This window comes from Paenibacillus sp. EKM206P (genome assembly GCF_011066155.1).
Classification (GTDB): domain Bacteria; phylum Bacillota; class Bacilli; order Paenibacillales; family Paenibacillaceae; genus Paenibacillus; species Paenibacillus polymyxa_D.
Genome location: NZ_JAAMNQ010000003.1, coordinates 161,437 through 183,053 on the forward strand (window position 1 = coordinate 161,437; position 21,617 = coordinate 183,053).

The window sequence follows — 21,617 nt, forward strand, 5'->3', positions numbered from 1 at the left end:
TGAAACAGAATTATACCATAAACGCCTCTATGTGACACATTTCGCGTAATGACAAAAAAAACCGGCCCCTTCACAAAAGTGCAGGATGCCGGCTTTTTATACTAAAATTTATTAGGATTTACGGTTCAACAAACTTTTGTGGTATCCATAGAAGAAATAGATCAGCAATCCAAGCAGGAGCCACACAATGAATCCAATCCAGGTGCTAATATGAAGCTGAAGCATCAGACCGATGCAAACCAACGCACTTAAAAGCGGGAGCAACGGAACCCACGGCACAGTAAAGCCTCTTTTCAAATCAGGGCGTTTCTTGCGCAGAACGATAACCCCTACCGATACCACAGCAAAAGCGAACAGGGTTCCAATACTCGTCAAATTGGTCAGTGCATGTAACGGGAACAATCCACTAGCCAATGCGATAATACTACCTACCAGCCAAGTGCTTCGAATCGGTGTTTGAGTTTTGGCATTTATTTTAGATAAAAAAACGGGTAAAAGACCATCACGTGACATGGAGAAAATCAACCGTGTTTGACCAAACAACAGCACCAGTAAAACGGTGGTCATCCCCGCAATCGCTCCGACTGAAATCAATCCGGCTACGAAATCCTGATGAATAAAACGGAGGGCAAACGCAACAGGATCACTTACCCCCAACTGCGTATAAGGTACCATTCCCGTTAGCACAACTGAAACGGCAATGTACAATACCGTGCAGATCGCAAGAGAAGAAATAATGCCGATGGGCATATTCCGCTGCGGATTGCGAACTTCTTCGGCTGCAGTTGAGATGGCATCGAAACCCAGATAAGCAAAAAATACGATTGCCGCAGCACTCAAAACACCAGAAAATCCATAAGGCAAAAATGGTGTCCAGTTGTCAGGCTTAACATAAAAGATACCGATTGCAATAAATAGCAATACAACTCCGACTTTAACACAAACCATTATTAAATTGAATCGAACCGTCTCCTTGGCTCCGAGACTCAGTAACAGTGTGATGAGCATAATGATGCACACGGCTGGTAGATCAATAATGGTTCCCTTGGTCGAATCGAAGGCTGCGGTTAAAGCCAGCGGTAAATGTATATCAAATCCAGCCAGCAAGCCTTGAAAGTATGCAGACCATCCACTACTCACAGAGGCGGCCGCCACTCCATATTCCAGAATCAGGTCCCAACCCAGTACCCAGGCCAAAATTTCTCCAAATACAATATAACTATACGCATAAGCGCTCCCAGCTGCGGGAACTGTAGATGATAGCTCCGCATAACATAAGGCTGCTAGTACGCAGGCAATACCTGCAATAACAAAGGAGAGCATCAATCCAGGACCTGCATTTTCTGCTGCTGCCTTGCCAGTAATAACAAAAATCCCGGTACCGATAATACATCCTACACCTAGCATGGTGAGATCAAAGGCACCCATTGTTCTCTTTAAGCGACCTGTAGATCCGCTTTCCTCATGCGGGAGCAGTCCTGTTTTTTTTCGAAATAAGTCCATATGCCGAATCCTCTTTCCATAATTTCATGCGTCAATATCGGTGCTGCAACGCTTTAGTGCGTGTTCTTATCATTCGATTAATTATTAGCGAGCTCGCCTTTGAAGTCAAGGAAAAATGTCATATTTCTTTGCGATGGGTTAGTATATAGGGTACACTGAGTTGGAAAGATAAATTTTTAAGTAATATCCCAAAATGAAAAGGTATACAACCCGAGAAGGAGATGAGGATTTTATGAGCTTAAAACCTTACAAACGAAGTAGAGTGGCTATTGTCGGCATGGGAGCGGTTGGCACAACAACCGGCTACACCCTGCTGCTGCGCCAACGCATGCAAGAACTTGTCTTTATTGATGTCAACGTCAAAAAGGCGAAGGGGGAAATGCTCGATATGAATCATGGGCTTCCTTTTCTCGGCGGTGTCAAAGTATGGGCGGGTGATTATGAAGACTGCCGTAATGCAGATATCATCATTGTTGCAGCGGGAGCTTCACAAAAGCCGGGAGAAACACGTATTGATCTTCTCAAGCGTAATGCCGAAATTTTTGAAAGTATTATTGATAATATCGTCAAGGTCAATACACATGGCATTTTGCTGATCGCAACCAATCCAGTGGACATTCTCTCCTACATCTCTTGGAAACGCAGTGGTTGGCCTTCAAGCAGAGTCATTGGATCAGGAACGTTGCTGGACAGCGCACGCTTCCGCTATTTGATCGGGAAGCAAAAAGGCATCGATCCACGAAGCATCCACGCCCACATTATTGGAGAACACGGTGACTCCGAGTTACCTGTATGGAGCACGGCCAACGTAGCTGGAACTCCGCTGGAACTGGGTGAAGAAACGAAAAATGAAATTTTTGAAAATACCAAGAATGCTGCCTATGAAATTATAGATGCTAAAGGCGCAACTTCTTATGCTATAGGGCTGGCTCTCGACCGAATCGTAGCCGCCATTCTCGGTGACGAGGGGTCGGTACTTAATGTGTCCACCTTGCTGGAAGATTATAACGGAGTATCTGACGTATATTTAGGTGTTCCAAGTATCGTAGATCACAATGGAGTACGTGAAATTTTGGATCTTCCGCTCAATGACGAGGAACGTGCTAGGTTGCTTCAATCTGCGGACAAGCTGAAAGATCAAATTAGCAAAGTTCATATGTAGATCGGGAACATAAAAGCTAAACAAAACTGGCCTCCACAGCGGTAATATCCGTTGAGAGGCCAGTTTTTTAGTCATTATAATGTAAAAATTCAGTTTGTCGTCCTGCTATGCATTCGAATTACCAAGGTGGCGTATCGCCATCCGCATCCTCATTTTCATGCTGGCGTTTCTCTTTTAGCCGCTCAGCCACCGTTTCAAACGATTCAGGTTGAAGCAGCTCAATCGGTGAAAATCCCTTTTCAAACGTAAATGCGTCACCTTCAATAATAAGTGCATATCGATCATGAAGTTTCGTGATATGCAGCTTGGCGCCAAAGTCGGACAGTAGCCCACGCACGGCCGTATCATCTAGTTTAAAACGAACTTCAATTTCTGGTTTCAGCTCGACAATATGCTGTGCAGCCTCTACGACCTGGAGAGGTTCCCATTTCCCTTGCAGATCCCGTTTTTCGCTCGCCGCCCACAATTCCAGATCGCGCTCTTCCTGCTGTCTTTCCTCATTAGATGCATCCGGCCATTTGGTTTCTACGTAATTCTGAACGAAGCCCATGACATGCTCATTGACGATTTCCGGCATGGATTGCTCATAGGTCACGAATTTCAAAAAATCCTCAAAATACCGGGCATGCGAAGACTGGTGAATTTTAAGCTCCCACTCATCGTTCATCCCCTCCTCAAGCATGTAAGGATACATGATGGATTTCATATTACGGGCAGAAATAGCCATTTCGACCTCACTCACCAGACTGCTTTCAGTAATTCTGGCAATTTTAGGCTCGAAATCACATTTAAGCACAAAAATAAACGGATCATCCGAGTGTGTATTCAAGGTTGCCTGTACAATGATCAGCGCTCCGCCGCGTACTGCGCTCGTATCCAGATACATCCGCATCAGATCGTCACAAGCATTTTTAAAATCTTCCTTATCCTCTGCTGCCCGCAGTCGGGCGAACATATTAAAATTCGGATTACTGCTCAATTCATGCTCCGGTTCGACGATAAAGCGGCCGATTTTGGTCGGTGCCTGCTCTGTGCTGGGATTTTTTTCAACCTTCCGCTTGCTAATACGAGTAAATTCCCCGTCCAGAAATTTTTTAACATCGCTTTCGTCATAATCGTAGTCGTCCATCGTAGCGTAATGCTTATAGGACTTACCACCCTGTCCTTCTTTTCCATCTACCTGAATTACAAAAAAAGATAAAAAATCCACTTGAAAGTTCATTTACGTTCCATTCGCTCCTTTTCAGGCATGTACGCGTAATTATATCACTATGATTTTAAAAGGTACATCGGATTCAGCCGCCTATTATTAAGATAAATATTTTTAGTTAACATAATATTTATTATGTAAATTAATTTTTCGATTAGATATCATTCCTAATTCACAAGTTTAAAGTGAGTACTTTTACTACTATTCTATTTCACGTTCTTAACGATCATTGACCTCTTTATTTTCTATGCTCTACTTTCTTCATGATTCAAAAAACATTTGACTAAATAGTAGTTAATTTATTATATTATCTATTATTACATAGACAAAAATATTTTTTGTTTATTTAAAATGACATCTCAAGGATCTTGTACCCTGGAAAAGGAAAGGAGAGTTTGTAGTTGTTTAATAATCCATATATAAGGACCATAATCGCCTCCAATGCGCTGCTAAATTTGGGCATTTGGGTGCGCAACTTTGCCATACTGTTGTATGTAACAGATTTGACTCATAATGATCCCGTATACGTGTCGCTCATTTCAGTTGCTGAATTCATGCCTATTTTTCTGTTCGCTATCATTGGAGGAACATTCGCGGACCGTTGGCGGCCCAAACGGACCATGATTAGTTGCGATTTGCTGTCCGCTGCCTCTATTTTTATTGTCTTGTTGGCATTATGGTACGGGTCATGGCAGGTGCTTTTGCTGTCCACTTTCTTTTCGGCCATTCTATCTCAATTTTCTCAGCCGTCTGCGATGAAGATATTTAAGCAGCATGTAGCACCAGAACAGCTTCAGGGAGTGATGGCCCTTTTTCAATCTCTCATGGCATTATTTATGGTTATCGGCCCCGTTATCGGTACATTTATTTATCAACACTTTGGAATTTTCATTTCAATGTCTATATCCGGAATATTGTTTCTCATCTCGGCGCTTGTCCTGACTCGTATTCCACAAGATGAACAAGCACTTGAGATAGATGATCAACCCCCTCATTTCATTCAAGAGCTTAAAGAAGGAATACGTTATGTATGGAATAACCGCACACTTCGCACGCTTGGGGGAACATTCACCGTAATTGGGCTAGCGGTCGGACTTATTCAACCATTAATGGTTTTTATCGCCATCGAGAACCTTGGACAAAACAAGGAATTCCTGCAATGGCCATTAATGGCGAACGGAGCGGCTATGCTGGTGGGAGGCGGTCTGATTATGGGGGTTGCCAAAAAAGTACAGCCGCAATTACTGCTGGTGGTCGGACTTTTGGTCAGCACACTGACAACCTTTGGAGTCGGATGGTCGCACAATATTGTGCTGACCATGGCACTACAAGTTTTCAGCGGCCTATTTTATCCTTGCATTCATATCGGTATCAACACAATGATGATGAAAAACGCCGAAGCTGCTTTTATCGGCCGCGTCGGTGGTGCCCTCTCTCCCCTGTTCTCCGGGATGATGGTCGTCGGTATGAGTATTGGCGGAACACTCAAACACGAATCCTCCCTGAACACCGTATATACCGTGAGCGCCGGCTTGTTTTTGGTCGGAGCGACGCTGTTGTTACCATTGCTTCGTGACAGGCGGCCTGTACAAGCTGTCATAGCCGATGATTCTGAATAGCAGCACAAGAAACCGCCCCTGGAGAGGTGATATGCCATCCTCCGGGGCGGTTTCTTAATGTTTGTATCATAATTTCAGACGGATTATGACTCTCTTCCTTCATGCTGTCTTTTCCACAATCGTGCATCCAGGCCGTTATCATCCAACAGCTCATCATGTTGTCCCTGCCCTACGGCCATTCCTTTGTCCAATACTACAATACGGTCCGCGTTTCGTATCGTTTTGAGGCGATGAGCAATAGCAATGACCGTTCCACCTTGGACAAGGCGGTTAATAGCCTGTTGAATATCCTTCTCATTATCATTTAATAGATAACAAAACTTTATTAGATATCGAGTTTACATAATATATGTTATGTTAATATAAGGATCACCATTGTAGCGTATTAAAGAAGTAGGACTTGACTTCAACGCCTGTCCAATCGTATAGTATGGTTATATCTTCAATTAAGGGAGAGATTTTGATGTCGGTGAACGTTCTTAACTAAGCAATTACATATTCAGGGAGTATCATCAGGCGCTTGTACCCTTCGGGGACAGGTTTGTTTGTTGCTGTGTTGTTACCCTGATATTAGTTAAGAACATGCGGATATCATAGATCGCCTTCGGGATTATCTTCATCTAGGCCCTATTCCGTGCTGTGTTCAGCGCGGTTTTTTTGTTTTCAGATTTTGTAACTTCCCTTTAAACGTCTTCCTTTCACGATCCCAATAGCTTAGCAAAGAACTATTGCGTGAATGAATTGGAAAAACGTAACTCGGAACTACAAAAGTTGAATAACAGGCTTATTTGAAGATAAATTCCCTCTTTCCTTAAGGGCGGAGAATGAACGTTTTGTTCATTCTCCGCCCTTTTTTATTTTAACAGCAAGGTTTTCTAAATCCTTACACCACACAACCAAAGGAGAGATTTATTCATGAACGAAACTACAATGCTGCGTTTGGAATATGATCAAATTAAAACAAGAGTTTCTGAATGTGCTTTTTCTTACCTGGGTAAGCGTCACGCTGCTACTATGCGGCCAATTACTGATATCCGTACCATTAAGATTCGTCTTGACGAAACGAACGAAGCGTTACAGATCATTCGCCACGGAGCAAGCGTTCCTGTTCCTTCGTTGGAAGGTATGGAGCACATTCTTCAACTGCTCGGAACCGGGTATATGTTCAGCGAGCGTGATTTTTCTCATATGGCTCAATTCATTCGAAGCTGTATTCAACTGATAAAATATATGCATTCCAAGGCGGACGCTGCTCCAACCGTCAGCGCTTATGCATCTTCCATGTATAGCATGGAGCCACTTTTATCCGAAATCGAAAGATGTATTCATTCGGGACGTGTGACGGATATGGCCAGTAAAGAACTAGCTAAAATTCGCAAAAAAATTGCGGTTACTGAAGAACGTATCAAGAGAAAACTTGACTCTCTCACCAGCCGTCACCGATCCATTATGCAAGAAAATATGATTAGTCAGCGCAATGGCCGTTACGTGCTTCCAATCAAAAAAGAATTCCGTAAACAAGTGAAAGGTAATGTACTGGATGAATCAGGAAGTGGTCAAACGGTTTACGTTGAACCTGCCGAGATTACGAATCTGCAATTCGATCAGAGCGCGAACATGGCAGAAGAATCAAAAGAAGAAATGAAAGTGCTGGGAGACCTGACGGCAATGGCTGAGTCATACAACCGGGAACTAAGCATCAATACAGAGACAGTAGGTGTATTGGATTTTTTATTGGCAAAAGCCAAATACGCCATGACTCTGGATGCTATCCCTGTCGAACTTAACCTTAACGGGATTATAGACATCCAAGGTGCACGTCACCCGTTGATGTCCCATACCATGGTGCCGCTTGATTTCTCAATTGGCGAAGGATATTCCTCACTCATCATCACCGGACCGAACACAGGCGGAAAAACGATGGCCCTCAAAAGCGTCGGTCTTTTAACACTAATGGTGCAATCGGGGCTACTGGTACCTGTTTTGCATGGCAGCCGAATGGCTGTATTCGAGGAAATTGTGGTAGACATCGGGGATGGACAAAGCATTGAACATGCTTTGAGCACCTTTTCTGCACACATCCGCAACATGATTAGCATATTAGAGACAACAGGCAACTCTACTCTGATCCTGATTGATGAAATGGCATCCGGTACCGATCCGGGAGAAGGAGTAGGTCTCTCTATCGCGTTGCTAGAAGAATTCCATCGTCGCCGGGCGACAGTAGTGGCTACAACGCACTTTAGCGAAATTAAGCATTTTGCTGAAAATACACCGGGATTTCAGAATGCTCGTATGGAGTTTGATACCGAAACGCTACAGCCTTTGTACCGACTTCGCATTGGAGAGGCCGGAGAAAGCTACGCATATGCAATTGCCCTGAAGCTGGGCATGTGGACACGTATTATCGAGCGTTCCGAGGCCATTTCTGCGGGCAGAGCATCTCAAAATACACAGGAATCGTTTGTTATTCCCCCTTGTGTTGATGATGAAATGTCTGATGATGCAAATAAGTCTCTTCCTAAAAAAGCGGCTTTTGACGATACAGCCACAAAACAGAGGAAACAAGAACTTCCTCTCAAAACCAAGCCATTTGCCCTTGGTGATAGTGTTTATGTAGGCTACCTGGATCGAACTGGAATTGTATACAAAACCGAGGATGAACGGGGGAATGTCGGAATTTTGATCCAAGGACAAAAACTGAGCATTAACAAAAAGAGGCTCGTCCTTCACATCGCTGCTACTGAACTGTATCCTGACGACTATGATCTGGATATTGTTTTAGAAACCAAGGAAAACCGCAAAAAACGGAAACTGCTGAGACGCAAGCATGTCGAAGGAGTGATGATCGAATCTCCCCCAGAAAATGAAATATAGACGCACCGGTATATTCTCAACTGAAAAATAAGCTATTTTTATATTGTCAGTGAAACTTGAATCTGCAAGCGGACACTTAACAAGAGCGATCCACTTGCAGATTCTACCACAACGAAAAACATAATATATATTATGTAAACTAAACGGTTTCCCTCTTATTTGTATTACTCAATCCGGCACTCATCGAATAATCACTTTTGTTATCATTCTAACGTTAGGATACAAAGGCATCTTATGCTTAGATTTGTAGGATTCAAAAAATTGATAGGGATGTTCTTCTTTCATGAGAACGTCCTCATTTAAATTAACTACCATAGTACCAGGTTCAAATTTATTTCTTTAAATAAATTTGTGTTAGCTTTCGTCAAGGCAATATCATACTAACCTTTAATTCACCATTGCTTTCCAGCTTATTTTGAATTATTCTAATGCTAATCATAAGACGATCATTAAAATAAGGAGGCTAATCTATTGAAGAATGCTGTTGAAGAACTGGCGAGAATCATCGAGGATTATGAAAAAGAATTTTTTTCGATCACAGAACATGAATTTAATGCCAAACCGTTCTCGGAGAAATGGTCCAAAAAAGAAATACTAGGACATCTATGCGACTCCGCTTCTAATAATCATCGAAGATTTATCATGATTAAGCATTCAACATCCCCTATCAAAATTGAATCGTATGCGCAAAATGAATGGGTGGTAGCTAATCAGTATCAGGAAGTGTTCTCTTACGTGGATGTCATACATCTATGGAAACTATTGAATAAGCAAATCATAAATGTTTTAAACTCATGTACATCATTCGATTCTAAGAAAAGATTTCAAAAAGATGACCACTCCACCGAAACATTACAGTGGCTAGTTGACGATTATATTCAGCATTTGCGGCATCATTTGGAACAAATCAATCAAAAACAAGACTAACGCTATGAAAAAGAATACTACGTTCATGATAGTAATGACCTAATGCCGTTGATGTGATTTTCAAGTCGGGATGTAATTCTGCCCAATGAGTTTACATAATTATTATTATGTAAACTCATTTTCATTTAATCTCAACTTTCACGCTGTACTTATAATCCTGATATTGGTATCTGAATATCCAGCTTATCCATTGCTTTTTCTTTTTCCCGATCAGTGACATGTGTGTATACTGTGGTTGTCTGAATGGATGAATGCCCCAGCAGCTCCTGTACGGTACGCAGATCTGCTCCCTTACGCAATAACATTGTCGCAAATGTATGTCTCAGCTTATGGCTGGAATAAGCCTCCCGGCGTTCTATACTCTTATCTTGCTGGAATCTTTCGAACGTTTCTGTAGCGATCTGTTGAATGGTGCGCACTGCCAGACGGCGACCTTTTTGGGATACAAACATCGCATCCTCTTTACCTCTCCACGGCGTCAATCTTTCCTCCAACGCATGCTCTACAAAATCACACACGGCTTCCGGTACCGGGAGAGTACGCCACTTACGTCCTTTACCGAACACATCTAAGGTACGTCTTTCCCGGCTGTAATCCGAGACATTCAATGAATGAACCTCCCCCACCCGCAATCCCATGTAGACCATCAGCAGAAAAATTGCCATATTACGATTTGCATATTTCCCCTCCACCGCGAGCAAAAACGGATGAATATCCTTTTCATCCAGATAGACGGGCATACGATTCTTTTCAGTCTTTGCTTTTTTAATTCCCGCTGCCGGATTTGTGCTGCATAACTCAAATTCCTGTAGCGCTTTAAAAAAACTGTTCACCGCTGCATGCTTCCGGTTCCGCGTACTATCTCCGGCGCCTCCTTCCCGCGCTTTAGACAAATACGACATAACATGAATCTTCTTCACCTGATCGAGTGGTTTATCACGCAACGTGCGTAAAAACTGCTTCACATCCCCTATATAATTTTTTTGCGTATGTATCGTATATCCAGCATCCTTCATCCAGATCAAAAAAGCTTCCAGCTCCTCGGTATATATTTCATCAATTTCTTCTGTTGTATCGAGCTCCACATGTCGCAACTCTTTTTTCATCCCGCTCGCCTCCAATTCAGTTCATATTCCGAAATATACTGTAAAACGATCATTTTCGCCTGATTTTTATCGACAATTCAATCGACATCTTACGCAGGAGAGATTCCAAAAGTCGTTTTAAACCTAAACAGCGTATAATTTATATTATACGCTGTTTTTAAACGCTTTTCAAGGGTAAATAGAGCGTTTTCCCCCTTATTTAGCAGCCGAGCGAAAGCATTTAGCATTAAAAAAACGCATAAATGCGGTTCATATTCGTTATAATTTTGTTCGCCAGTAACCAGAAAGGCACTACTACTTTATAGCAGTGTCAGAATTTGAGGACCATCCTCTGTTATCGCAACTGTATGTTCATATTGAACACAAATCGAATGATCTATTATTCGAGCTGTCCAACCGTCATGTTCCACACAAGAACCCCAACTCCCCATGATAGCCTTTAAATCAGAAAACATGAGACAGTCAAATTATATACATTAAGTTAATTGCCCCTAATCCCTTGTTATCGCCAGCATCAGGAAGTATATCTAAGAACTCATGGGGTGAGTCGCTGTCGACACGGCATGGATGATGAGAAAAAGTAATTTGCAGTCTAGCTCCGTTTTCCCTTGATCATTCAGCACGATATACTTAAAGAAGTCGAAAGGCAACCTTATATTCGACCTATGCTCATTTCAAAAATGTAGGTTTATTCATGACAAAGGGAGTGTTCATTTATTTATGAGTACCGAAATGCTGGAACGTCGAAGTGAAATTCTAAAACGAAACATCCATCAATTGCTGGTTCAGGAAAATCAACACGGCGTGACACGTCAGGAAAATTACACGTTGCATAAAATGATCAGAGAGCTGCATCAAACCTCTCATGCCTTGAATACTTCCCGTTGAGATGAAAGGCTGCTAATCAAATGAAAAAATAACCTTCAGCCCCACTCCTCCTTAGTGGTGTTGAAGGTTATTTGTTGTGTGTAGCCTTTAATTGACAGGTAGTACTCTTTCGGATGTTACCCTTTGGAGCGACTCAGCAGATATAAGAAGTATGGCGCACCAAGAATGGCTACAATCAAACCTGTCGGAATTTCTTTCTGTAAAGGTAAAGATCGTGTGATCGTATCCGCTACAAGTACCAGGAGTGCTCCGACTAAAGCACAGGTTACCAGCAACATTTTATGCTTCGGGCCCACCAGCTTTCTCGCCAAATGTGGAGCCACCAAACCGACAAAGCCGATACCGCCACTAACCGAAACACTAGAACTGGCCAATCCAACCGCAGCAGCCAGAAGGAGAATACGTTCCTTTTCGATAGGTGTACCCAACCCCGATGCGGTCTGATCCCCCAGATTAAGCACATTCATCACATTTGCTTTGTAGTATACAAAAGGAAGTAATACAATCAGCCAAGGCAACAGAGCCATTACGAATTTCCAGTTTGAGCCCCAGATGCTTCCTGCTAACCAATTAGCTACAAACGTGTAGCTTTCAGGTGTCAGCTTAAGAGTCATAATGATCATCGCAGCACTGATACCCGCCGCTACACCAATCCCGCTCAGCAGTAGCCTTGTTGGGGAAATTCCTTCGCCTTTCTTGTAAGAAAGCGCGTAGATCAGAATAGCAGCTGCTCCTGATCCAATCAGCGCAAGAGCGGGAAGTAAAAACAATGAATTTGTAGTTTGCATTGATGGAAAAAGCAATACAAACAGCATGACCATCAGCCCGGCGCCCGCATTAATCCCCAGAATACCAGGGTCCGCTAGACCGTTACGCGAAACTCCCTGCATAATGCAGCCAGAAACAGCGAGGCCTGCACCGATTAGAAGGGAAATAACCATTCGTGGCAATCGGAATTCAAATAGGATTAATTCCTGCTGTGGAGTCCCTTGCCCAAATAAAGTTCTAAATAGCTCCATTGGCGAAAGCCGGATGGTTCCCGTATTTGCACTTATGGTGAACGCAGCAATGAGCAATATGAGCAGAATGACAACAACCATCCAATCATGGATTTTTTTACGATGACTAGCTTTGGCAATAGCCCCATTCGTAACGTTATTCATTTTACAGTGCCCTCCTTTCCATACGTGCCAGATAAAGGAAGAACGGAACCCCAATTAAGGCAATAAGTACACCCACTGGTGTCTCCTCAGGCGCATTAATCATACGGGCTGCCAGGTCGGCAAACACAATGAGTAAAGCTCCCATAATGGCCGAGCACGGAATAATCCAGCGATAATCGACGCCAACCAGCTTGCGGGTTATATGGGGAATAATCAATCCCACAAAACCTATAGAGCCAACCAATGACACTGCTGCACCCGCCAGAATCAGAACAAGAATCATCCCGACTACCTTTACCACCCCAGTTCGCTGACCAAGACTCAATGCAATTTCGTCTCCCAGACTAAGCAGCGTAATGGAGCGCGACAACATGAGAGCGCCGATAAAAGCTGCCACAACCCAAGGCAAAACTATACCGAGCTGAACCCACTTGGTTCCACTAAGCCCTCCGGCATACCAAAAAGCCAAATCCTGTCCAACATTAAAGTACAAACTGATCGCATCTCCTAAGGCAGACAGCAATGCCGTGACAGCTGCACCCGCCAATACAAGACGAACTGGCGTGAGACCTGATTTGGATATAGAACTTGTACCATATACCATCACAACAGCCAGAGCTGCACCAACGAAGGAATACAACATTAATTGTAAAAAAGAAGAACCCGGAAAAAGTGCAAAGCAAATCGCCATCGCCAAGCTGGCTCCCGAGTTCAGTCCAAGCAAGCCCGAGTCAGCAAGTGGATTTCGAGTCATTCCTTGCATAATTGCACCTGCAACGGCAAAGCAAACACCGATTAAAACCCCACCCAGAATTCGAGGTAGACGGATTTCCCAAATAATTTGATGGTTTTGCAACTCGGGTTTAAAATGAAAAACAGCGTTCCATACCTCTTCTAGCCTAATAGAGGCTGCACCAAAAGATAGGGATAGCGCGATACCGAACGCTAAAATTCCAAGCCCAACTGTCAGGATAAGCGTAGCCGCCCAAGGTCGCGAGTGGAATTGAGTCGGCGACTGGTTATGTTTACTTTGAGCGGGGCCATCTGATGATTCTGATAATTTCATAACTATTGTTCACCCTTACTGTTGAATAGTATGTAGCTATCACGAACTGTGTTGAAGATGATGTTGATAATGAGAATTATTATCACGCAATCTTTACTATTGTAAATTAATGTGGCAATAGCTTCAATAGCAAATTTCGAGGAGTGCCTAATGCTCTACCCTATTGTGAAAAAATAAAGCCCTTCGGCATAAATACCAAAGGGCTGCGAACAACACCGAAACGACTACTTCTGTGCGGCGTTCTCTTTATTCCGCTGGACGATCATATCTGCGATTTCCTCAGCTTGTCCTACAATGGCAATCGGGTCGAAGTACCAATATCGATCCTCCTGAAGCTCAAAAACCTTACCTTGCCGGACCGCATTTAGTGATTTCCATATGCTGTCTCCTTTGTAACCCCTCAAATCCTTGTTAACCGTCAGAAAGATATAAGAGCCTGCATATTGATTAATGACTTCTTTTGACACCGACTTCCATTGAGTCCCACCTAATAATTCTTTTTGGACAAGCGGCGGAGGTGTCAAATTGAGTCCTCTGTATACGGCCTGTCCTCCTCTGCCAAAATTATCACCATATACATAGTATTCTTTATCCGAAGCTTCCATTACGGTGAACGTATCCTCAGGCTGAATAATACCCTTTAGCTTGTCACGTGCAGCCTGCATCCGCTGATCGTATTGGGCAAGCCATGTTTTGGCTTCCTGTTCTTTTCCAAGTAGCTCACCAAAAGCTGTCAGTTCCTCATGCACATTTTTATACGTTCCATAAGGAATGACGATGGTCGGAGCAATTTTACTATATTTTTCATATTCAGAAGCATCTTTGGAACCAATTAGAATCAAGTCAGGCTCCAGAGTCAATACTGTTTCAATGGATACGCTGCCGCGATCTCCAATGCTTGCAATGCCCTGCACAAGCTCCTTCGAAAACGGATTATCCAGATAATATTTAACACTTCCCACAGGTTTAATCCCTAGTGCTAGTAAATCATTCTGGTACATATCTACTACAATCCGCTGAGGGTGAACCGGAATCTTAATATCTCCATGAATCGTTTTGACTGTTTTCATTTCCTCTGACTTTTGTTCACTAGAATTTTGATTCTGCTTTTCATCCGGTTGCTTCACGTTTCCACTACAGGCGGTAAGAACTAAAATGACTGACAGAAGCATCATCACAATCCACATTTTCTTTGTCAAGCCCAATCTTCCTCTCTCTATTTACGGTGTCATATCGGCCTATTTACGTTCCATATTGAGCTTGGTGCAGGCGACTATACGCTCCTTTTACTGCCAATAACTCTTCATGTCTGCCTTGCTCGGCAATTCCTTGATCTGCAACTACGATAATGCGGTCAGCATTTTTGATTGTTGCCAGACGATGGGCGATAACGAGTGTCGTGCGACCTTGGGAAAGCTCTGCCAGCGCCTGCTGAATCGCGGCTTCTGTCTCTGTATCCAACGCTGATGTCGCTTCATCTAAAATGAGAATAGGCGGATTTTTAAGGAACATCCGGGCAATAGACAAACGTTGCTTTTGACCACCGGAGAGCTTTACACCTCGCTCACCGATCATTGTACCCAGACCATCCGGATATGAGCGAACAAGGTCTTCAATCTGAGCTCGACGAGCAGCATCCCAGATTTCTTCTTCCGAAGCATCAAGCTTACCGTAAGCAATATTTTCACGAATCGTTCCATCAAAGAGGAATACATCCTGCTGTACGATACCAATCATGGATCGCAGCGAATCCAGCTTCATTTCACGGATATCCATCCCATCAATGGTAATGCTACCTTCCTCAACATCGTAGAAGCGAGGCAACAAACTGCAAAGTGTCGTTTTACCTGCTCCTGAAGGACCTACAAGTGCTACGGTTTCACCTGCATGGATAGATAGGTCTACTTTGCGTAATACCTTATCTTTGCTTTCGTAACCAAACGTTACACCTGCAAATTGAATATCTCCATTAAGATGGCTAACCGCCTTGGCCCCAGGCAGATCTTCTACATCCGATTCACTTTCCAGCAAATCCAGGTACCGTCGGAAGCCGGCAATCCCTTTCGGATACGTTTCGATGACAGAATTAATTTGTTTAATTGGCCCCAGGAATACATTAGACAGCATCACAAATGCGATAAATTCCCCGTAGGTCATCTGTCCTTCGATAACAAACCATGTTCCACACACAAGCACAAACAATGAAACCAGCTTCATTAGTATAAAACTAATCGAGGAATTCCAGGCCATAATCCGGTACGCGATCAGCTTCGTTTTACGAAAACGTCCATTATTCTCAGCAAAACGTTCCATTTCATGTGCTTCGTTGGAGAACGCTTGAACAACGCGAATCCCGCTGACATTATTTTCAATGCGAGCGTTATAATCCGCAATATCAGAAAACATACGATGGAAAGCAGCAGACATTTTACGGCTGAAATAAAGAGACAAGTAAATCATGAGGGGTACAATGATGAAAGTCAGTACAGCCAGCTTCCAGTTAATGCTAAGCATGATACCAAAGGCTCCCCCCAGTGTCATCAACGCGATGAACAAATCTTCGGGTCCGTGGTGGGCAATTTCCCCAATATCCATCAGGTCGTTGGTCATACGGGAAACGAGATGCCCTGTTTTGTTATTGTCAAAAAAGCGAAAAGATTGCTTTTGTACCCGATCAAATAGCTTTTTACGCATGTCCGATTCGATGTTAATACCCAGCTTGTGCCCCCAATAGGTAACTACGTAATTCAGCGCAGCACTTATGACATAAATACCGAGTAGAGCTAGACAGGCATATAAAATCCATTTCCAGTTCCCACTGGGTAGCAAATCATCGACCACCCGGTTGACTGCAAGCGGAAAAGCTAACTCCAGCAGTGCTGCCAGCAAGGCACAAGAGAAATCAATGATGAACAAAGTCCGGTAAGGACGGTAGTATTCAAAAAACCGTCTAAGCATAGTCATGACTTCTCCTTTCTAATTTCAATTGAACTGATCACTTCGGATCAACGGAAAACATTTTGACGGCCTCATCCAGAGATTGGTCAACGGCTAGCGGTGAGTACGTAAACCACGGATCTGCTTTGATGAAATACACTTTGTGGTTCTTGACAGCCGGAAGATTTCTCCACAGTGCACTTTGTTCAATTTGCTTAAGCATTCCGTCCTTGCTCGCTTCATCATAAACCAGCATAATAATTCGGTCTCCTGATAGTTCAGGCAGCTTTTCCATTGAAATAACATCATAAACATAATTAAATCTCGGGTCCTTCGCCAGCTTCTGGCGTATGTACTCAGGAGGATTCAATTCCAGTGAACGGTAAATAACATGTCCTACATTCCGCGCTCCGTATACCCTTAACACATTCTTATCGTAGGCCATATAAATCGTAACCGTTTCATCTTTTTTGAATTTTCCAGCCAGCTTCTTTCGACCTTCTTCAGCCTTTTTGTTGAAACTAGCGATCCACTGCTCGGCTTCCTTCTCCTTACCCAGCACGGCTGCGACATTCCGCAGTTGCTCAAATAAGTCGCCATCTCCAAACGAAACGACCACGGTTGGAGCAATTTTCTCCAGCTGCTCCTTCACTTCTGGCGTGGTATATTCTGTTGTGATGATCAGGTCCGGTTGTAACTCCAGCACCTTTTCTACATTTGTCGGGTTCCCAATATTCGCAACTCCGTCAATCTTACCTTTTAAATAGTCGCCTTCCAACAAGTGGGAAGCAGCACCTGCAGGCTTAACTCCCAAGGCCAGCATAGCATCCAAATATTGTGTCGTGACAACTCGCTGTGGATTTGCAGGGATACTGATCTTATTACCAGTAGCATCAGTATATTCGCGCATGACAACCGTTTTGGATTGTCCGGAAGGATCATTAGTGCTGGTCTTGTCATTTGTCTGGTTGTTGCTAGCTGCGTTTCCACATGCACTCAATACAACCATCAAAAGAACCACAAGACAAAGCGTGGATTCCCATTTTAATCTGTATCTTTGTTGCACAATATACGTCCTCCTTAGATATATACAATTCATAATATGATAGTGATTCTCATTATCATATAATTGTTATTCTATCTTTTACCGTCTCTTCTTACAATACAAAAATAAAAAACTTCCATTTATGTGTATGTATCGTCATCGTAGAATAGCCAAAAAAAAGAACTGATGCGCATTACAGCATCAGTCCGAATAGCTTAATATGTTGGGTCAAGCGCCCTTTTTATTTCGATTGATCCACTAACTCCAGCTTAGCGGGAATGGATGTTTTCACGGTTTTACCTTGAAGTACATCCTTGGCTGCCTGCACCGCCAATTGACCAATAAGCTCGGGTTGCTGAGCTACGGTGGCTGTCAGTTTCCCTTCCTTAATTGACTTAAGCGCATCCTCGTTACCGTCAAAACCGATGACTGGAATGTTTTTACCTGAGCTTTGGATTGCTTCGATCGCACCCAACGCCATTTCATCATTGTGGGCAAATACTGCCTGAACGTCCGGGTTGCCTTGCAGCAGATTTTCCATCACGTTCAAACCTTTCGTCCGATCAAAATCGGCCGATTGTTTAGCTATGACTTTCAGATCCTTATCTGCTACTTCATGAAATCCTTTTCCGCGTTCACGGGTAGCGGATGCTCCTGGAACACCTTCCAGCTCGATCACTTTGGCACCTTTTCCAACTTGATCAATCACATATCGGGCAGCCATTCGTCCTCCCTCTACGTTGTCTGAAGCGACAAGTGCTTTTACGTCTCCTTTGTCAGCAGAACGGTCCAGTGTAATCACCGGGATGTTCAATGCATTCGCTGATTGTACCACTGTGGAGATGGCCGACGAATCTGTCGGATTTATAAGTAACGCGTTTACTCCCTGTTGAATCAGATCATCCACGTCATTACTTTGTTTCGCCGAATCATTTTGTGCATCCACAACAATAACCTGCATTCCTTGTTTTTTGGCCTCTGTCACAACTCCGTCTTTGAGAGAAACGAAGAATGGATTATTCAGCGTTGAGATCGATAAGCCGATTTTAATGTCCTTCAGGTTTGCAGCCGTTTTAGGTTTCGCCCACTCGGGCGGTTCCAAGGAACACCCTGTCATGAGCAGGAGCAGCAAGGCAGTCATGATTAATGTAAGCTTTTTCATATTTATGTGTCTCCTTCTACGCAGATTAGGTGTATTATGCGGATTTTTTACGGTCAATCAATACAGCAATAGCGATGACGATCCCTTTTACCACCATTTGATAAAATGAGTTAACCCCCAGCAAGTTCAAGCCATTGTTTAGCGTACCGATGATAAGCACACCAATTAATGTACCTACGATTCGTCCGCGTCCTCCCGAGAGGCTTGTTCCACCTAATACGACAGCCGCAATGGCGTCCAATTCATAAGAAGTACCTGCTGTCGGTTGCGCCGAGTTCAAACGTGAAGTCAAGATAGCTCCCGCCAACGCGGAAAGCATTCCAGCCAGAGAATAAATCCAGATTTTTACACGCGGTACTTTAATACCAGATACAATTGAAGCCTTCTCGTTACCACCAATGGCATACGTTTTGCGTCCGAATGGTGTTTTATGCAAAATGATCCATAGAACAGCAAAGGTAATGAGCATCGTAATCGCTGGAACCGGAATACCGAACTGATAGCCACGTCCGAACAATTGAAATACCAGACTGTCTCCGAGTCCTGTAATAGGGTTACCGTTGGTATAAACGAGTGTCAATCCTCTGAAAATAGTCATGGTTGCTAGTGTAGCAATAAACGGTGCCATTTTACCTTTCGTAATCATCAAGCCGTTGACCATCCCCATCACGCCACCCAATGCACAACCGATGATAATCGCCAAAATAGGATCGAACCCGGCCAGCATCATATTTGCGACAAACGCACTGGATAGTGCTAATATGGAGCCGACTGACAAATCAATTCCGCCTGTGAGAATAACGAAGGTCATACCGAACGCAATCAACGCATTAATGGATACCTGGCGCAATAAGTTCAAAATATTAAGCGGTTCCAAAAAGCTGGGATTTAAGACCGATACAATGATTACCAAAATAATGAGCCCCAACAATGGGCCAAGCTTCTGTGTGATTTGTGACATTTGAAAGCCTTTGCTGCTTTTTGATTCATTCATAGTTGTCATATTACTGTCCTCCTGTAGCTAGCGTCATAATATTTTCTTGTGTGGCTTCTTCCCTGCTCAGCTCTCCGCTGATCTTTCCCTCGTGCACTACGACAATACGATCGCTCATGCCGAGTACCTCAGGGAGTTCCGAGGATACCATGATAATCGCGACTCCACGTTCGGTCAACTCGTTCATCAACTGGTAGATTTCCCGCTTGGCTCCCACATCCACACCTCTCGTCGGTTCGTCAAGGATAAGTACATTCGGACCAATACCTACCCATTTGGCAATAACCACTTTTTGCTGGTTACCACCTGACAAACTGCGAACCGTTGTTTCACCCGATTGGGTTTTAATTTGTAAGCGCTTAATTAAAGTGTTAACAAAATCCAACTCTTTTTTACCTGAAATAAATCCTTTTGAGGTAAAGCTGAAGAGATTTGGCAGCACCATATTTTCCCGAATGGAAAAATCCAGAACCAAGCCCTCATCTTTTCGGTCTTCTGTAATGAAGCCAATCCCTAGTTTCACCGCGTCATCCGGCTTGCGAATAGTCACCTTTTTTCCACGTACATGGATCTCACCACGATCCAAAGCATCCAGTCCAAATAACGCCCTCATGATCTCGGTTCGTCCCGAGCCCATCAAGCCTGAAAAACCTACAATTTCACCAGACCGCACAGTAAAATTCACATTTTCAAACAAGCCTTTATGCGTGGCATTTTTGACCTCCAGCACCACTTCTCCCAAAGCGGGCGTTCTTACCGGATAGCGTTCAGTCAGCTCTCTACCTACCATTTTCCGTACAACTTCATCAAAATTCGTATCGGGAATCGCCTGAGTATCCACCGTTTTCCCGTCACGCATGATGGTAATCCGATCACAGATCGCGAATATTTCCTCCATCCGATGTGAAATATACACGATCGAAACACCATCTTTTTTCAAAGAAGTAATAACCTCGAACAGCTTCTGAATTTCACGTTCGGTTAAGGCGGCTGTCGGCTCATCCATCACGATAACTTTAGCATCCGTCATGAGTGCTTTGGCTATTTCAATCATCTGCTGTTGACCCACTGAACACTCGCCTGCTTCACCGTTCAATGGAAGGTTTACCGAAAGCTTGCTGAATTGCTCATTTGCTAACGCTTTCATTTTAGAGCTGTCTAGTAAGCCCCATTTGGATGTCATTTCCTTGCCGATAAACAGATTTTCCAGCACGGTCATCTCCGGCCACACATTCAGTTCCTGGTGAATAAAAGCAATTCCTTTTTGCTCCGCTTCTTTGGGGTCGGCAAAATAGGTTTCCTGGCCGTCAATGATGATCGTTCCCTCATCTCGCCGATGCAGTCCGATTAAAATATTCATCAGCGTTGATTTTCCTGCACCATTTTCACCCATGAGGGCATGTACTTCTCCTTCACGAAGATCAAAGTCAACACCACTTAATACCTGATTGGTTCCAAAGGCTTTGTGAATTCCTTTCATTTGAATCTGCATGCTGTACCCTCCTTTTTATTCAACATTGATTTATCCAAAATGAACTCCTGCCTGCAAAATACAATTGGCAAATGGCTTAGCCTCTCCTGTACGAATGACCGCCTTCGCATAACGGGTCAGCTCCTTGAATTGTTCATGAGAGCAAAACTCAATGACGGCAGCCTGCTTATTAATCTGTGGATGTCCTAATTTCTCCCCTGCAAAGGTGCGCACAATATATTGTAATGCTTGTTCATTTTCTTGTTTGATTTCTTCGGCCAGCGTTACTTTTTCGATCACCATATCTGATGCAATGACATCTACGACGTCCTGAAAGGAGGGAACACCCAGTTTAAGGGCCAAATCTATTTTGGTAACGCCTTCAGGAACAGGTAAGCCGGCATCAGCCACGACAATATAGTCTGTGTGGCCGAGATCCGACAGTATTTTGGATATATGACTGTTTAGGATTCCATGTTTCTTCATA

17 protein-coding genes and 2 pseudogenes are annotated in these 21,617 nt (G+C 43.5%); 5 read left to right on the forward strand and 14 right to left on the reverse strand.

Annotated features, from left to right (window positions below; all coding sequences use genetic code 11):
• Positions 1–111 precede the first annotated feature (111 nt).
• Positions 112–1,503 (reverse strand): amino acid permease, encoded by a 1,392-nt coding sequence (locus G9G53_RS07435; protein WP_029517497.1) that lies wholly within the window; start codon positions 1,501–1,503, stop codon positions 112–114.
• 232 nt (positions 1,504–1,735) lie between these two features.
• Here G9G53_RS07435 and G9G53_RS07440 point away from each other — a divergent pair, with 232 nt between their 5' ends.
• Entirely contained in the window at positions 1,736–2,665 is a 930-nt protein-coding gene (locus G9G53_RS07440) for an L-lactate dehydrogenase (protein ID WP_029517496.1), read from the forward strand.
• A gap of 118 nt (positions 2,666–2,783) precedes the next feature.
• On the opposite strand, the gene G9G53_RS07445 is transcribed toward G9G53_RS07440, so the two are convergent.
• Positions 2,784–3,887: a DUF3900 domain-containing protein gene (locus G9G53_RS07445; protein ID WP_165146566.1), complete on the reverse strand. Its 1,104-nt coding sequence runs from the start codon at positions 3,885–3,887 to the stop codon at positions 2,784–2,786.
• A 389-nt stretch (positions 3,888–4,276) separates the two neighbouring features.
• Between G9G53_RS07445 and G9G53_RS07450 the strand changes: the two genes are divergently transcribed.
• Positions 4,277–5,494: an MFS transporter gene (locus G9G53_RS07450; protein WP_029517494.1), complete on the forward strand. Its 1,218-nt coding sequence runs from the start codon at positions 4,277–4,279 to the stop codon at positions 5,492–5,494.
• An 83-nt stretch (positions 5,495–5,577) separates the two neighbouring features.
• On the opposite strand, the pseudogene G9G53_RS26380 reads toward G9G53_RS07450, so the two are convergent.
• Positions 5,578–5,796: pseudogene (locus G9G53_RS26380) on the reverse strand (ABC transporter ATP-binding protein); the annotation flags it as partial.
• Positions 5,797–6,409: 613 nt separating this feature from the next.
• Here G9G53_RS26380 and G9G53_RS07455 point away from each other — a divergent pair.
• Both G9G53_RS07455 and G9G53_RS07460 read left to right on the forward strand, forming a co-directional pair.
• On the forward strand, positions 6,410–8,371 hold the full coding sequence (locus tag G9G53_RS07455; RefSeq protein ID WP_029517493.1) for an endonuclease MutS2: 1,962 nt from the start codon (positions 6,410–6,412) through the stop codon (positions 8,369–8,371).
• A gap of 471 nt (positions 8,372–8,842) precedes the next feature.
• Positions 8,843–9,298 carry a DinB family protein gene (locus G9G53_RS07460; protein ID WP_238437870.1) on the forward strand — a complete coding sequence of 152 codons (456 nt, stop codon included), beginning with the start codon at positions 8,843–8,845 and terminating at the stop codon, positions 9,296–9,298.
• A 149-nt stretch (positions 9,299–9,447) separates the two neighbouring features.
• On the opposite strand, the gene G9G53_RS07465 is transcribed toward G9G53_RS07460, so the two are convergent.
• Complete coding sequence (locus G9G53_RS07465; RefSeq protein WP_029517491.1) at positions 9,448–10,404, reverse strand: tyrosine-type recombinase/integrase; 957 nt, start codon at positions 10,402–10,404, stop codon at positions 9,448–9,450.
• 299 nt (positions 10,405–10,703) lie between these two features.
• A pseudogene (locus G9G53_RS26385) lies at positions 10,704–10,826 on the reverse strand (type I methionyl aminopeptidase); the annotation flags it as partial.
• 298 nt (positions 10,827–11,124) lie between these two features.
• Between G9G53_RS26385 and G9G53_RS07475 the strand changes: the two are divergent.
• Positions 11,125–11,292 (forward strand): hypothetical protein, encoded by a 168-nt coding sequence (locus G9G53_RS07475; protein ID WP_007432475.1) that lies wholly within the window; start codon positions 11,125–11,127, stop codon positions 11,290–11,292.
• Positions 11,293–11,408: 116 nt separating this feature from the next.
• On the opposite strand, the gene G9G53_RS07480 is transcribed toward G9G53_RS07475, so the two are convergent.
• From G9G53_RS07480 to rbsD, 9 genes are all read right to left on the reverse strand, one after another.
• On the reverse strand, positions 11,409–12,455 hold the full coding sequence (locus tag G9G53_RS07480; protein WP_069011774.1) for a FecCD family ABC transporter permease: 1,047 nt from the start codon (positions 12,453–12,455) through the stop codon (positions 11,409–11,411).
• Between the two features lies 1 nt (position 12,456).
• Positions 12,457–13,521 carry a FecCD family ABC transporter permease gene (locus G9G53_RS07485; protein WP_069011772.1) on the reverse strand — a complete coding sequence of 355 codons (1,065 nt, stop codon included), beginning with the start codon at positions 13,519–13,521 and terminating at the stop codon, positions 12,457–12,459.
• 224 nt (positions 13,522–13,745) lie between these two features.
• Positions 13,746–14,726 (reverse strand): ABC transporter substrate-binding protein, encoded by a 981-nt coding sequence (locus G9G53_RS07490; protein ID WP_165146569.1) that lies wholly within the window; start codon positions 14,724–14,726, stop codon positions 13,746–13,748.
• A 37-nt stretch (positions 14,727–14,763) separates the two neighbouring features.
• Positions 14,764–16,479: an ABC transporter ATP-binding protein gene (locus G9G53_RS07495; RefSeq protein WP_165146572.1), complete on the reverse strand. Its 1,716-nt coding sequence runs from the start codon at positions 16,477–16,479 to the stop codon at positions 14,764–14,766.
• 37 nt (positions 16,480–16,516) lie between these two features.
• Entirely contained in the window at positions 16,517–17,524 is a 1,008-nt protein-coding gene (locus G9G53_RS07500) for an ABC transporter substrate-binding protein (protein WP_165146575.1), read from the reverse strand.
• A 220-nt stretch (positions 17,525–17,744) separates the two neighbouring features.
• The gene (rbsB, locus tag G9G53_RS07505; RefSeq protein WP_165146578.1) at positions 17,745–18,665 is read right to left on the reverse strand and encodes a ribose ABC transporter substrate-binding protein RbsB; all 921 of its coding nucleotides are present in this window, start codon (positions 18,663–18,665) and stop codon (positions 17,745–17,747) included.
• 34 nt (positions 18,666–18,699) lie between these two features.
• Complete coding sequence (locus G9G53_RS07510) at positions 18,700–19,668, reverse strand: ABC transporter permease subunit (RefSeq protein ID WP_013310465.1); 969 nt, start codon at positions 19,666–19,668, stop codon at positions 18,700–18,702.
• A gap of 1 nt (position 19,669) precedes the next feature.
• Positions 19,670–21,151 (reverse strand): sugar ABC transporter ATP-binding protein, encoded by a 1,482-nt coding sequence (locus G9G53_RS07515; protein ID WP_029517485.1) that lies wholly within the window; start codon positions 21,149–21,151, stop codon positions 19,670–19,672.
• 30 nt (positions 21,152–21,181) lie between these two features.
• Positions 21,182–21,616, reverse strand: a complete 435-nt coding sequence (gene rbsD, locus G9G53_RS07520) for a D-ribose pyranase (RefSeq protein WP_029517484.1) — start codon at positions 21,614–21,616, stop codon at positions 21,182–21,184.
• Position 21,617 lies beyond the last annotated feature (1 nt).